At 70.2% G+C, this 13627-nt stretch carries 15 protein-coding genes; 6 read left to right on the top strand and 9 right to left on the bottom strand.

Translation table 11 applies throughout. From position 1 onward, the window contains the following. Positions 1-33 precede the first annotated feature (33 nt). The gene (locus DQW85_RS16530) at positions 34-1236 is read left to right on the top strand and encodes a cytochrome P450 family protein (RefSeq protein WP_240197223.1); all 1203 of its coding nucleotides are present in this window, start codon (positions 34-36) and stop codon (positions 1234-1236) included. A gap of 304 nt (positions 1237-1540) precedes the next feature. Beyond that, positions 1541-1996, top strand: coding sequence for a nuclear transport factor 2 family protein (locus DQW85_RS16525; RefSeq protein ID WP_113701192.1), 456 nt, complete (start codon positions 1541-1543; stop codon positions 1994-1996). A gap of 86 nt (positions 1997-2082) precedes the next feature. On the opposite strand, the gene DQW85_RS16520 is transcribed toward DQW85_RS16525, so the two are convergent. Genes DQW85_RS16520 through DQW85_RS16495 form a run of 6 tightly spaced genes read right to left on the bottom strand, consistent with a single transcriptional unit; the run spans position 2083 to position 6565 of the window. Continuing rightward, positions 2083-2916 carry an NAD(P)H-binding protein gene (locus DQW85_RS16520; protein ID WP_113701191.1) on the bottom strand — a complete coding sequence of 278 codons (834 nt, stop codon included), beginning with the start codon at positions 2914-2916 and terminating at the stop codon, positions 2083-2085. Further along, on the bottom strand, positions 2913-3362 hold the full coding sequence (locus DQW85_RS16515; protein ID WP_113701190.1) for a nuclear transport factor 2 family protein: 450 nt from the start codon (positions 3360-3362) through the stop codon (positions 2913-2915). The genes DQW85_RS16520 and DQW85_RS16515 overlap by 4 nt, the downstream gene beginning before the upstream one ends. Positions 3363-3391: 29 nt before the next feature. Beyond that, on the bottom strand, positions 3392-3811 hold the full coding sequence (locus DQW85_RS16510; protein ID WP_113701189.1) for a cupin domain-containing protein: 420 nt from the start codon (positions 3809-3811) through the stop codon (positions 3392-3394). A 38-nt stretch (positions 3812-3849) separates the two neighbouring features. After that, the gene (locus DQW85_RS16505; RefSeq protein ID WP_113701188.1) at positions 3850-4347 is read right to left on the bottom strand and encodes a flavin reductase family protein; all 498 of its coding nucleotides are present in this window, start codon (positions 4345-4347) and stop codon (positions 3850-3852) included. Continuing rightward, positions 4344-5297: an alpha/beta hydrolase gene (locus DQW85_RS16500; protein WP_205315170.1), complete on the bottom strand. Its 954-nt coding sequence runs from the start codon at positions 5295-5297 to the stop codon at positions 4344-4346. The genes DQW85_RS16505 and DQW85_RS16500 overlap by 4 nt, the downstream gene beginning before the upstream one ends. Further along, the gene (locus DQW85_RS16495; protein ID WP_113701187.1) at positions 5294-6565 is read right to left on the bottom strand and encodes an acyl-CoA dehydrogenase family protein; all 1272 of its coding nucleotides are present in this window, start codon (positions 6563-6565) and stop codon (positions 5294-5296) included. The genes DQW85_RS16500 and DQW85_RS16495 overlap by 4 nt, the downstream gene beginning before the upstream one ends. A 203-nt stretch (positions 6566-6768) precedes the next feature. Here DQW85_RS16495 and DQW85_RS16490 point away from each other — a divergent pair, with 203 nt between their 5' ends. After that, positions 6769-7380 carry a TetR/AcrR family transcriptional regulator gene (locus DQW85_RS16490; protein ID WP_113701186.1) on the top strand — a complete coding sequence of 204 codons (612 nt, stop codon included), beginning with the start codon at positions 6769-6771 and terminating at the stop codon, positions 7378-7380. 9 nt (positions 7381-7389) lie between these two features. Here the strand turns inward: DQW85_RS16490 and DQW85_RS16485 are convergent, their stop codons facing one another. Both DQW85_RS16485 and DQW85_RS16480 read right to left on the bottom strand, forming a co-directional pair. Beyond that, positions 7390-8079 (bottom strand): YoaK family protein, encoded by a 690-nt coding sequence (locus tag DQW85_RS16485; RefSeq protein ID WP_113701185.1) that lies wholly within the window; start codon positions 8077-8079, stop codon positions 7390-7392. Continuing rightward, positions 8061-8489: a RidA family protein gene (locus tag DQW85_RS16480; protein ID WP_205315169.1), complete on the bottom strand. Its 429-nt coding sequence runs from the start codon at positions 8487-8489 to the stop codon at positions 8061-8063. Before DQW85_RS16480 ends, DQW85_RS16485 begins: the two co-directional genes overlap by 19 nt. A gap of 225 nt (positions 8490-8714) precedes the next feature. On the opposite strand from DQW85_RS16480, the gene DQW85_RS16475 reads away from it, so the two are divergent. Together DQW85_RS16475 and DQW85_RS16470 are read left to right on the top strand one after the other, a co-directional pair. Further along, on the top strand, positions 8715-9143 hold the full coding sequence (locus DQW85_RS16475; RefSeq protein WP_113701184.1) for a cupin domain-containing protein: 429 nt from the start codon (positions 8715-8717) through the stop codon (positions 9141-9143). Between the two features lie 256 nt (positions 9144-9399). Next, a complete protein-coding gene (locus DQW85_RS16470) occupies positions 9400-10827 on the top strand; it encodes an APC family permease (RefSeq protein WP_113701183.1) in 1428 nt (475 codons plus the stop codon). Positions 10828-10844: 17 nt separating this feature from the next. Here the strand turns inward: DQW85_RS16470 and DQW85_RS16465 are convergent, their stop codons facing one another. Beyond that, on the bottom strand, positions 10845-11579 hold the full coding sequence (locus DQW85_RS16465; RefSeq protein ID WP_162795043.1) for a GntR family transcriptional regulator: 735 nt from the start codon (positions 11577-11579) through the stop codon (positions 10845-10847). Positions 11580-11779: 200 nt separating this feature from the next. Here DQW85_RS16465 and DQW85_RS16460 point away from each other — a divergent pair, with 200 nt between their 5' ends. Then, positions 11780-13591, top strand: coding sequence for a gamma-glutamyltransferase family protein (locus DQW85_RS16460; protein WP_205315168.1), 1812 nt, complete (start codon positions 11780-11782; stop codon positions 13589-13591). Positions 13592-13627: the final 36 nt, after the last annotated feature.

Genomic DNA, 13627 nt, shown 5'->3' with positions numbered 1-13627 from the left:
CGCTGACGTGCTGCGCGGCCGAGCATGCCGGTCATGACCACCCGAGATGGCACCATCCTGGTCGGAACCCCGGAATTCAAAGCCGACGCGCACGCCCGCTACGCCGAGCTGCGCAGGCAGGGTCCCCTCCACCGGGTGCGCTCCGCCGACGGATCGACCACCTGGCTGGTCGTCGACTACGAGCTGGGCCGCCAGGCGCTCGCCCACCCGAAGCTGAGCAAGAACCCGGAGCCGTTCGCCAAGGGGTTGCGCGCCTCCGGACGGCACATCCTGCTGGCCGGGTCGGGTTTCGGCGGCAACATGCTGATGGCCGACCCGCCCGAGCACACCCGGCTGCGCCGCTTGGTATCCAGGGCCTTCACCGCCGGTGCCGTCGAGCGGCTCGCCCCGCGCATCGAACGGCTGGCACACGAGCTGATCGACGCTTTCGCGTCCGCGGGCGCGGCCGACCTGGTCGTCTCCTTCACCGGCCCGCTGCCCATGGCGGTCATCTGCGAGCTGCTCGGCGTGCCCGAGCAGCACCGCGACGATCTGCAGCGCTGGACGCGGCAGGGCATGGGCAACCCCTCGGCCGGGCAGCGTAACGCCCTGCTGGCGCTCAACTCCTACCTGCAGCGGCTGCTGGCGATGAAGCGCCGCGTGCCGGCCGACGACCTGCTCTCCGAGCTGATCCGGGTACACGACGACGACCAGGACCGCCTGTCGGAGGCCGAACTGCTCGGCACCGCCGTCATCCTGGTCGCCGCCGGCCACGAGACCACGGTGAACCTTCTCGGCAACGCCGTCACCGCCCTCCTGGACCACCCGGACCAGGCCGCGTACCTGAGGGCCCATCCCGAACGCATCCCCAACGCCGTGGAGGAGTTCCTGCGCTTCGACCCTCCCGTGGAGATCACACCGGCCCGCTTCGCCACCGAGGATCTCGCGCTCGCCGGCCAGCTCATCAGGCGCGGCGAGACGGTCACGGTCGCCCTCACCTCCGCCGGCCGCGCGGCCGACCCCGCCGACGGGCTCGACGTGACTCGCTCAGAGCCACGGCATCTGGCCTTCGGGCACGGCATCCACTACTGCCTGGGCGCCCCGCTGGCCCGCTTCGAAGGCGCCATCGCGCTGCGCGTGCTGCTTGACCGGCTGCCGGACCTGTCCTGGGCCGACCCGTCGGCCGAGCGGCGCTGGCTGCCCGCGGGCATCAGCCGTGGCCCTGTCGCGCTGCCCGTCCGGTTCACCGCCGCCTAGCGCGGTGGAGCCCGTCGGCGCGACAGCAGCGCGCCCGAGCGCCGCCACGACATACGGCGAGGGGTTGTCTGCGCGGTCGCGCCAGACGTGCGGGAGCAACGCGGACGGACTCGTTGTCATGCGAGGTCACGCCGTCCAATCTGCGGCATTGACGTACTGTGAGCATGGTGCCGGCAGTCCCGGTAACGCCGAGGCGAGGGAGTTCCCGCGCGCCGTGCCCGACGTCAGATTCGCCGCTGGGCCACGGTGAGGCGGATGGCCCGCTTCGCCCCGGCCGGTTCTGTCGCAACGAAAGGAATTCACCATGAGCGACGCTCATCAGGACGCCCTGTCCCTCGCCCAGGCCTTCTTCGCCGCCTTCGAGGGCCGTGACCCCGAGGGTGTGGCGGCCCTGCTCGCGCCGGAGGCCAACATCACCATCCCGCTGTCGATCGAGGGCACGCCCGAGCCCTGGTACGTCTTCGACGGCAAGGAGCACGTGATGGGCTACATCCGGTCGGTTGCGGCGGGGTTCGACCGGGTCGCCTTCCTGGACAAGGTCTACACCGTCAGCCAGGACGCCCGCTCGGTCTTCCTGCAGGCCAACGGCGACATCCTGTCCACGGCCGAGAAGCTCGTCTACCGCAACGTGTACATCTTCAAAATCGACGTCGAGGGTGGGAAGATCGTCAAGGTGTGGGAGTACGCCAACCCGGTGGCCTACGCAAACCTAGGCATCCAGGACTCCGAGGCCGAAGCCGCCGCCCAGGCGCGCACCTGAGAAGGTGGCGTCCCCACCGCCGCGACCCGCGACTACGACTCGGTCGTTGAACCAGTAGGCGAGAAGGCGGCCGCCGCCGGGGAATTTCAGCCGGCGGCGAGTTCGGCGGCGTGGTCCTGCAGGAAGGCCCGGAACGACCTGGGTGGTCGTCCTGTGATCCGCTGCACGCCGTCGGTCACGCGATCCTCGCTCCCGCGGCTGATCGGTTCATCGAGGGCCGCGAGCAGCGGGGCGTACGACGCCGGGATCCCGTGCTCGACGAGGAACCGGCTGTAGGTGCCGACGTCCACGCTGCGGTGGACGATCGGGCGACGCAGGAGAGCGGAGACCATGGCGCACACCTCGGCATAGCCCAGGGCCTCCGGTCCGGTGAGGACGAGGTCGGTGCCGGGCGTCTGATCGGCGAGCAGGCACACCACCGCGACCGCCGCGATGTCGTCGGGGTCGACGAACGCCACGCGGCCGTCACCAGTGGCTGTGACGACCTCGCCGGACCGCAGGCCGGCCGCCAGCGGCGTAGCGCCGAGGACGTTCGTCATGAACCATGACGGCCGCAGGATCGCATACTCCTCCAGGTGGTCACGCACCAGCCTAGGCAGCGCGCCCGGCCCCGCGCCCACCTCCGGCAGCGCAGAGGAGCTGAGCAGCACCCCGCGGCGGACGCCGGACTCGCGTGCGACCGCCAGGAATTCGGCGAACGGCGGCACCGGGTCCGACCCGTCCGTGGGCGCGACCAGATACACCGCCTCGACCCCTTCGAGGAGCGCCGGCCAACCTTTCGGGTCGGCCCATTCGAAGTGTCCGGCGCCCGGCGTGCCGCGACTCACGGCACGCACGTCGCGGCCCTGCCGCCGGAGCCGGGCGACGACACGTGAACCAGTGGTGCCGGTCGCGCCGGTGACCAGGATCGGCGCGCTCATGCCGGAGTCCCCGGCTGCTCGTCGGCGGGTCGCAGCGCGTCGGCGACCACGGCGAGAGTCCAATAGTCGCGGTAACTCTCGACACCCTCGTCACCGACCCGGATCACGGCGATGTAGGGCATCCGGTAGGGCCGGCCCGTGCTGACCACGATCCCGGCGGCGTCGAACTCCACCACGATGGTGCCCGGGTCGAGAAGGTCGTGGACGGCGTGCACCGTGACGTCCCGCACGTCGACCATGTCGGTGTAGTGCGCCAAGTACTGCTCCACCGCGGCCCGCCCCTCGATGCGCCGCGGCTGCTCGCCGACCGCGAACGGGAACTCCATCATCCCGTCGGGGGCCCACATCCTGGCGAATCCCTGCATGTCATGCTCACGCAGCAAGCGGATCAGGGTGGCGAACGTGTCCCGGGTGCGCTGCCGCCTGCTGTCGTCGCTGTCGGTCATCACGATTCCTCTCGTCGTTGATCGCGTTGTCACTTGAGCACCACCGTCACGCACCGGAAGAAGTCCTCACCGATGTTCTGGAGATCGTGGATGGTCTTCTCGCCGTCGCCGTACTCCATGAAGTTGGTGTGGCCGACGGCGACGTCCGCTATCCGGCTGGTGCCGTCGTCGAAGCGCTGCATGAGCCGGCTCGGGTCGGTGACGGTCCAGAAGTAGTCTCGCTGGTGACAGTGGAAGGCCACGCGCTCGCCCGGGGCCAGTGCCAGGTCCCACACCTGGACCCGGTCGTTCTCGAACCAGATCTCTGTGCCGACGGCCTCGTTCCGCGCGGCGGTGGCCAGTTCGTCGGCGAAGTCGGCCGGGTCGAACACGGGGCCGGGCCGGGCGCCGATCGTCTGGCCGGGGGCGGGCTTCTTGGTGGTCTCGGGAGTGCCTGCCTGCGATGTCATGTGTACTCCTGATGGGGAGAGGACGGATCGATCGCCGGTCATCGCAACCGGCGGATCGCGCTGCGGTGGAACACGGCCGGCTCGACGTCCGTCCGGCCGCGCAGGACCTCCACGCCGAGCAGTGCGATGACGTGGTCCCCGGCCTCGTACTCGGCCACCAGGTGGGTCTCCAGGTGCAGGGCGGCGCCGTCGATGAGGATCGCGCCGTGGTGGCGCCCGCGCCACGGCACACCGGAGAAGCGGTCACCCTCGGGCCGGGCCAGCCGGAGGCAGAGATGGCCTTGGTCCTCGGCGAGGACGCTGATGCCGAGCCGGGGCGCCTCACGCAGGCGTGGCCAGGTACGCGACGACCGCTGGACGCACACCGACACCAGCACCGGGTCGAGTGAGACCCCGGTGAGGGTGCTCGCGACCATGCCGGTCGGTTCGTCGTCGAGCAGGGCGCACAACGCGGCGATGCCACTCGGGATCTGGCCGAACCCTAGGCGCAGCGTCGCCGGGTTCACGGTGGCCATGGGAGGGATCACGGCGGTCATGGCGAGCCCTGTCCTGGCTCGTGCCACGTCCGGTTCAGGAACGCGACCGCCTCGGACACCACGGCGTCCGTCGCGAACACCGGGTCCGCGTGATCGGCGCCGGGGATGACCCGAAGTGTCGCGGGACGGTCCCGCGCGGTCCACGCGGCGTGCAGCCGGCGGCTCTGCGCAAGGCCGCAGCGGTGATCGTCGTCGCCGTGGCTCACGTGCAGCGGCGGCAGGTGGCGAGCCCGCTCCGCGGCACGCGAGCACGACGCGGCGGCGACGGTGCCCGCGGCCTCGGCCATGGGCCGGCCCAGGAAGACCGACACGACGTCGATGACTGCCTCCTGGGACGCGGGCGTCGGGTCCAACGCGTCCTCCAGCAGGTGGCCGAAGTCGATCACGGGGTAGTGCAAGGCCAGGGCCGACAGCCTCGCGGAGGTGTCCTGGTGCTCGCCCACGGGCCGTCCGACGGGCTCGTCGTCGGCGAGCGCGGCGCGGGTCATGAGGTAGCCACCGGCCGAGCTGCCCCATCCGGCGATGCGGTCGGCGTCGAGCCCGAACTCGCCCGCGCGGGCGCGGACCCAGCGGATCGCGGCCAGGACGTCCTCGATCGGTTCGGGGTAGGACGCCTCGCCGGCCAGCCGGTACTCGATGCTCGCGACGGCGATGCCCCGCGCGGGCAGCGACGCCCACGGGCCCATCTCCTTGACCCCGCCGACGAAGCTGCCGCCGTGAGCGTAGACGACCACGGGCACCGGATCGGTCCGTTCGGGGGGCAGATGCAGGTCCAGGCGGAGCGGCCGCCACCCGGCGGGCCTGGCGTAGGTCAGTCCCATCAGTGACACGGCTGCGCCCAGACGCCGCACCGGCTCGGCGCGCCACAGGTCAGGCGCCGCGAGGTGGTGCGGCGAAAGGGCGGGGAAGCCCATGTCCGCGGGGTGCGGCACGTGACGTGGGGCGGTCACAGTTTCCCCAGCCCGGGCAGGTACCGGGACCCGTCGGGGAGCTCGCCGGTCAATTCGTAGGCCCCTACGAAAGCGTTCTTGGCGTCGACGCTGTCGTGGCTGGCAAAGGTGCGTGCGTTGCGCCAGAACCTGTCGAGCCGGTAGCCGTTGGAGGTGCTGCGCGCGCCCGTCAGGTCGTGCAGCCGGGCTGAGGCGTCCAACGCCGCCGCCGTGCAGGCGACCTTGACCTTGAACATCTCCACCACCAGCGCGCGGGAATCCGTGGACTCGTCGGCCTGCGCGAGCCGGTGGCACGCCTGGAGCAGGTAGGCGCGACCGGCCGACAGAGCCGCGGAGATCTCCCCGATCTGCCGGTGCATCAGGACGTCGTCGGCGGCGGAGGAGAACATCGGCATGCTCGGGCGGTTGACCCGGCGGATGTAGTCGATCATCGCGTGGAACGCGCCCTCGCCGATGCCCTGAAGCAGCATCGCGTGACCGGACAGGGCGGCTTGGAGGAAATGCCGGTCGCTGCGAGCGGCCGGGTAGTGCCATCCGTCCGGGACGAATACCTCGTGGTAGGCGATGGTCTGGCTGACGGTGCCGCGCTGGCCCATGTTGTCCCAGTTGCCGTGCGGCACCACCCCCGGGGCGTCGAGCCGGACCAGGGCGTGGTGCCGTGCCGGCCGGCCGTCCGCGTCGGGCATCCGGACGCCCACATTGGCGAGATCGCGGCCGCCGCCACCGCTGTTGGTGTTGAAGGTCTTGACCCCGGTCACGATGATGCCGTCGGTGACGCGCCGGCCGGTGACCGGACCGGTGCCGCCTGTCTCGGCGTTGGAGGCGACGAGGCGGCGAGCGTCGTGCATGAGCTCGTGTGCGAGAGCCTGCTTCGTCTCGGTGGGCAGCGGCGCGGTCATGAGCTCCCGGGCCTGGATGGCCGTTGTCGCCCAGCACTGCCCCATGGACCCGTCCGCGGCCGTCACCTCCAGCGCGGTCTCGATGACCCGGTCCCAGTCGCCGAACGGCCCACCGGACCACAGCCCGCCCAACTCGACGGGCACGTTGGCACGCTGCAGCCCCGCCTCGCCGAGCAGCCGCATGCCCTCGGTTGGGTCGGTGCCGTGGCGGTCCACATCGAATCCGAGGTCGGACAACGTCGGCCGCAGCGCCTTCGCCCGAGAGACCACCTCGTCGAAGCTCTCCGGCAAGGCGGTCCAGGCCGGCACCGTGCTCACCTGGTCGCTCACCTGGTCGCTCAGGTCGCTCACCTGCTTGGTCGTCGTCATGCGATCGTGTCCTTCTCCGATGCTGCCGATGATGGGTGGCGGGATGGGCTCCCGGCCGCGCCGCGCGGTCGTCCGTTCACAGACAGGACGATACCGTTCCGTCCTACAGTGGCGCAAGACGCCCGGCGCATTCCCTCGGTTGGAGTGCCGCAGGCCGACGCCGTACGCACTGGGAGTGATCCGATGCTGGTAGCTTTGGGGCCATGGCAGGCGACGCGAGGCCCAAGCGGCGCGCCACGGGCGCCGCCGTTTTCAGTCCTGAGGTCACTGAAGCGATCACCGCTGCCGCATTGGACGAACTCGCGGCGAAGGGCTTCGCCGGAATGTCCATGGACGCCGTCGCGCGGCGCGCCAGCGTGGGCAAGAGCGCCATCTACCGTCGCTGGCCGTCAAAGGAACGCATGGTGGTCGAGGCCTTGGGCGAGCTGATCGTCCTGGCCGACCACTTCCTGGAGGACACCGGCTCGCTCCGGGGCGACGTGCGCGCGGCGCTCGACGAGATGGTCGAATGGCTCAGTGACGAGCGGATCAGCCGCATCTACACGGACATGCTGGCGCAGGGCCTGCGCAGCCCGGCGATGGCCGACGCGCTGACCACGCATATCGGCCGGCCCCGCCGGACGCGCGCCATGGTGATCTTCGACCGCGCCGAGCGGCGGGGGGAGCTGTCCGCATCGGCCGACCGCGAGCTCATCCTGGACCTCATGGGCGCGATGGTCTTCTGGAAGGTCGCCGCTCGACGCGAGAAGGCCACGCCGGAATATCTGGACCGGGTGGCGGCGGCGATCGTCGCGGCGGTCGACGCCATCAGCTGAGGATGGTCGTCAGGCGCGACCGTCCGCGCGAGGCGCGGTGATCGCGCCGAGCACGGCGACCACGAGGACGATGACGCCGGCGCAGGCAAGGCCGAGCGACGGACTCCACCGTAGGCTCAGCGCCCCGGCCACGCCGCCCGCGATCAGCAGGCCGACCGCCAGGACACGCCGGGCGACGCCCTTGGTACGCCCGAGGAACCGCAGCTCCGCCGCAAGGCCGACCAGCGTGGAGGTCACCACCACGGTCGTGACGTCGCGGACGGCGAGGTGCCGCGCCGCGGCCGCCTGCACCCCCATGGCCGTGGCCAGGACCGTACTGCTCGAGACCATGGTCGTCTGACCCGCCGGCGCGGTCTCGAGCACGATGGCCAACACCGCGAACACCGCGCCCACGCCCACCAGCGCCGCGGTCGTCCGGCCCGTCCACCGCGCCGGAACGCCCCGCATCGCCGCGCCACCCCATACCGCGCCGGCGAAGAAGCCGGCCAGCGCGAGCAGCGGTCCGAGCACGGGCAGGTCGTCGGCTCGAGCGATCGCCATCCCGAGCACGACGACGTTCCCGGTCATGTTGCCGGCGAAGACCCGATCCAGTACGAGGAAGCCGACGGCGTCGACGATGCCGGTCGAGAACGTCAGCGCCAGCATGGCGACCAGGACGGCGTGACGCCGGATGCGCGCCTTCAGGCCAGGGCGATGCATTCGATCTCGATGTCGAACGGCATCGGCCACGACCCGACGGCGACGAAGGTACGGGCCGGGAAGTCGGTGGGGAAGAAGCGAGCGTAGATCGCGTTGACGGTGTCGAAGTGCGCTGCGTTGCTGACCCAGATCGTCGCTTTGACGACCTTGTCCAAGGATGAGCCGGCAGCCCGCAAGGAGCGTGCGAGGGTTCGGAGCGACGCCTCGGTCTGCTCGGCGATCCCGCCGGTCACGATGCGGCCGGACTCCACGTCGATCCCCGGGAGCCCGGACACGAAGACGAACCCGTTGGCCCGCACGACGGGCGACAGCGGCGCGCCTGTCCCGCGTACGGCGTCCGAGACGACTGGCACCTCGATGATGTGTTTCGACACGTGGTCCGCCGGTTCCGTCGGCTCGGTATGGCTCATCGTCGTCCTTCTCAATCATTGGACGGTACGGTACCGTCCTGTCAGAAGGGTTCCATCGTCGGACCGGAACGTCAATGACGTCGCAGATCCCGACCCCGGACGTCTTGACTCTGCGAGGCGGCGGGTGGCACTCTCCAAAATAGGATCCAATTTGCTCGTAAAGGCATCCAACCCTTCTCGTTCCTGTGGATGGGGGAGGGGCCGCCGAGAGGATGTGGCCTTCGTATGACTGAGGGCAAGGTGTACCCAGAAGCCCCAGGGGATGCGTTGTTGTTCGCGAACGACCGGGTTCGGGTGTGGTCGATGACCCTGAAGCCGGGGGAGGCGGTCGACTATCACCGGCACCATCACGACCATGTGGTGCTGTGGCCGGATGCGGGGCGAGCGCAGGCCAACGAGCTGGGTGCTGCGGACTGGGGGCTGGTGCAGAACGCCGAGCCCGGCTTCGTGCTCTACCGGACCGTGGGGCGTGCCGCGCCACTCCCCCCGCACCGGATCAGAAACGTGGGGGACAACACCGTCACGCACTACATCATCGAACTGCTGGAGGAATCGCCCAGTGCCGAGGCGCATCCGTGGGTGTCCAACGGACGCGGCGTGTTCGGGATGCTGGACGACCTCACAGGTGAGGTGAAGGAGGGCGTCACCGGGTGAAGCGGGTGGGGCGCACCTGCGCCTCATGGCCCGGACGGTTGTCGGCCCTTTCGTCTGATTTCTCTTCTCTTCCATCTCCCACCGCCGATGCATACGTGAATTCGTGAATCCAGGCCGAGGGGGCGGTCGCCCGGTGCCCGGTGGACCGGTGGTGTCACGAATCCTCGTACTCGCCCCTTGTGAAGCGGCGGCCGTCACGGCCGCCCGGATTCTCGTTCCGCGCCCGCTGTCGTGGCCTATCCCCCTGGAGGAAAGCATGTCCCTGCACGATCAACCCGTGGCCGAGCCGGTCCGCACGGGCGGGCTACGCAAAGGCACCATCGGGGTGTTCGGGATGGCCTTCATGGTCATCGCGGCGACCGCGCCGCTGACCGCGATGGCCTCCAACATGTCGCTGAGCCTGGGGCTCGGCGTCGGCGCGGGAAGCGTCGGGCTGCTGGTGTTGACCGGCGCGCTGCTCGCCGTGTTCGCCGTCGGGTACGTCGTGCTCACCCGATACGTCACCAACGCCGGCGCCTACTACGCCTTCATCGGATTCGGCCTGGGGCGGAGCAGCGGGGCAGCGGCCGCGTTCATCGCCACGCTCGCCTACAACCTGGCGGCGGGTGGGATGATCGTGGCGACCGGCTACTTCCTCGACATCACCGTCACCTCCTACCTGGACGTGGATCTGCCCTGGTACGCGTACGGAGCGGTCGCGCTGGTGATCACGTTTTTCCTGGGGCTGCGCGGGGTGGAGCTCGCACAGCGGGTGACCACCGTCATCTCGGTCGCCCAATTCGGGATCATCCTGCTGCTCGGCCTGGCGATCGTCGTCCAGCGGCCGGGCGGCTGGTCGCTGTCCGTGCTCTCACCCGGCGAGATGTTCGGCGGCAATGTGGCGATGACCCTGGTGTTCTGCCTGCTGTGCTTCGGCGGATTCGAGGCGGCCGCGGTCTATGGTGAGGAGGCGCACGCTCCGCGCAGGGCGATCAAGATCGCGACGTACCTGGGCCTGGGCCTGCTGCTGGTCGCCTTCGTCTTCTCCACCTGGTCCCTCGCTGCCGCCTTCGCCGACGTGCGGACGGTGGCCGCCGAGGATCCAGGCTCACTGATCTTCCGTACCGCGGACCTGTACCTCGGCGATTGGTCCGGCCCGCTGTTCAGCGCGCTGGTGGCCTTCAGCTTCCTGGCCGCCGCCGTGGCGTTTCACAACATATCCACCCGGTACCTGTTCTCACTGGGCCGCGCCGGCCTGCTGCCCGGCTTCCTGGCCCGGGTGCACCACCGTCACGGCACCCCGTACCTGAGCACGTACGCGCAGACGGTGTTCACCCTGGTGATGCTCGTCCCGTTCGCGGCGAGCGGCCTGGACCCGATCATGCATCTCTTCCCGGCGGCGTCCGGCATCACCTCGCTCTCCATGCTCGCGCTGATGCTCGGCTGCTGCGCCAGCGTGATCGCGGCCGCTTTCCGCGGCAAGGTGACCGAAAGGTGGTGGGAGACGGTGCTGGCGCCGGGCATCGCCGGGATCGGGGTGCTGGTCACGATGGGCATCGTGGTGGTCAACTATCAGGCATTGACCGGCAGCGACTCGATCGTGGTGGCGTTCATGCCAGTCATACCGGTGCTCGCCGCCCTGTACGGGGTGCTGGTGTCCCGCCGCAAGGGTGAGGTATCGCTGGACGACGTCGCCGGCGGGTAGGCCGGAAGGTGAGGTGCCTACGGCTCGGGGGGGACGTCCTCGAAGCGGAGCAAGATGAGCTCCTGAGCGCGGCGGCTGTGGTGCATGACGTGCTGCCGCGCCAGCTCACCGTCCCGCCCGTCGATGGCGGTGGCGATCTGCGCATGCTCGTCGGCGTTCTCCCCGAGCAGCCGCGGATCACCGTTCAGCGCGGTCCAGGAGAGGTTGCGCGGCATCCGATGGTGCAGCGTCTCCAGGGTGAGCTGGAGCTGCCGGTTGCCGCATGCGGCGACGATGGTGGCGTGGAAGGTGTCGTTCGCCCGGTACCACAGGGTGCGCGCCTTCGCCAGCGACTCCTCGTCCCCGGCCCGCGCGTACCGCACCGCCTCCCGGAAGATCCCGTTCATCTCGTGCAGCACGTCGAGCTGCGCCTGGGTGATGTTGCGGGCCGCCAGACAGGCCGCGTGCCCTTCGAGCACCCCGCGCACTTCGAACGCCTCGGTGATGGCCCGTACGGAGGGCAACGTCACCCGGGCGCCCCGGTTGGCGACCATCTCCACCACGCCGAGCGCCTCCAGCTGGCGCAGGGCTTCGCGCACCGGGGTGCGGCTCACGCCGTACTCCTGGGCTATCCGCTCCTGACGGATCCATGACCCGATCTTGATGTCGCCCTCGCTGATCCGATCCTGCAGCGCGTTGACCAGGCCGGCGACCAAGCGCTCCTGGTCCCGCGACGACGAGGTCGCGACATGCCCTGAGCCGGATTTCGGCACCCTGAGCCTCCCTTCTTCGTCGGTCGAGCCGGTTGCCCGAGGATGGATATGAAGTTGTGGTGATTGGATCCTATGACTCTTCAACGCCCCGCATGCTCCTGCATGCAATCTCGCCAAATTGGATCCAATATGCTACGATCAAAGCTCACTATCGCCGAGCTGGACCGCCCGGCCGGTACCAAAGGAGTCGCAGCGACAACATGAGATCGGCATGGATCGGGGCCGCGCCGTTCACCACGCGCCCGACACTGGAGGGCACCGTGGGCATGGCGGCCTCAACGCATTGGGCGGCGTCGGCCACCGCGATGGGAGTCCTGGAGCGAGGCGGGACGGCCTTCGACGCCGCCGTGGCCGCAGGGTTCGTGCTGCAGGTGGTGGAGCCGCACCTCAACGGGCCCGGCGGTGACCTGGTCGCGCTGTTCACCACTGGCAGCGATCCCACGCCGCGCGTACTCGACGGGCAGGGACCGGCGCCGGCTGGGGCAAGCGCGAAGCGGTACCGCGAACTGGGCATGGACCGGGTGCCCGGGGCGGGCGCCCTGGCCGCGGCGATCCCCGGGGCCGTGGACGCGTGGCTGATGCTACTCCGCGATCTGGGGACCTGGGAGGTCGCCGACGTGGTGGCACCGGCGATCGGCTACGCCCGCCACGGATTCCCCGCGGTGGAAGGTATCTGCGCCACGATATCGACCGTATCCGGCTTGTTCCGCGACCACTGGACCGACTCCGCGGCCCTGTGGCTGCCGGGCGGCCGACCCCCGGTACGGGGGCAGATCCTGCGCAATCCAGCCTGGGCCGACACACTGGAGCGGCTGACCGCGGCCGCCGCCGGGCCGACACGCGAAGCCCGGGTGGACGCGGTGCGCACGGCCTGGGGCGAGGGATTCGTCGCCGGGGAGGTCGAGAAGTTCTGCCTGGTGCCGCACCGGCACTCCTCCGGCACCGATCACGCCGGCGTGCTGACCGGCGCCGACATGGCCGGATACCGCGCCCGGGTCACCGGCGCGGTGATGCACGAGTTCCGGGGACACCGGATCGCCAAGACGCCGCCGTGGGGGCAGGGCCCGGCGCTGCTGGCCGCGCTGGCCATCCTGGACGGGTTCGACGACGTCGACCTCGATCCGTCCACCGAACGCGGCGCCCATCTGGCGCTGGAGGCGATGAAGCTCGCAATGGCCGACCGGGACGCCTGGTACGGCGAGAGCGACGGAGGCCCCATCGACGTCGCAGCCCTGCTGGATCCCGGCTACGTCGCCGAGCGCCGCGCCCTGATCGGCGAGGAGGCGTCCGCGGATCTGCGTCCGGGGCGTCTCGCGGGACGTGTCCCGCGCCTCCCTGATCTCGCGGACGTCGAGGACTCCGCCGCAGCCGAAGAAGGGGGAGCCCTGGGGGAGCCGACGGTGCGGATCGGCGGGGAGACCCGGGGCGACACCTGCCATCTGGACGTCGTGGACCGCTGGGGCAACCTGGTCTCGGCCACGCCGTCCGGCGGCTGGCTGCAATCCTCGCCGGTGATCCCGGAACTGGGTTTCTCCCTGGGCACGCGATTGCAGATGACCTGGCTGCAAGACGGCCTGCCCGACACACTCACCCCGGGCCGCAGACCGCGCACCACCCTGACCCCGACCTTGGTGCTGCGCGACGAGAACCCGATCGCCGCGCTCGGTTCCCCGGGCGGTGATCAGCAGGATCAGTGGCAGTTGCTCTACCTGCTCCGCACCCTCGTCGGTGGTTTCACACCGCAACAGGCGATCGACGCCCCTGCCTTCCACACGACCTCTTCACCGGCTTCGTTCTGGCCCCGTCACCGCACACCGGCCGGGGCTGTCGTCGAAGACCGTCTCGGGGATCGTGTCATCGCCGGCCTGGAACGCCGTGGCCATCGGATCACCCGGGCCGGTGACTGGGCACTCGGCCGCCTGTCGGCCGTCGGGCGCGACCCTGAGCGGCCAGGTGTCATGTGGGGCGCCGCCAATGCGCGAGGCATGCAGGGCTATGCCGTGGGCCGCTGAGACTCATGGGCGGTCCAACCTGGTGCGCACCTTCCT

Origin of the sequence: Nonomuraea lactucae, from assembly GCF_003313395.1 — a bacterium.
Lineage (GTDB): Bacteria > Actinomycetota > Actinomycetes > Streptosporangiales > Streptosporangiaceae > Nonomuraea > Nonomuraea lactucae.
Note: the sequence above shows the minus strand (reverse complement) of the source record. Positions and strands in the feature narration are given on the sequence as shown.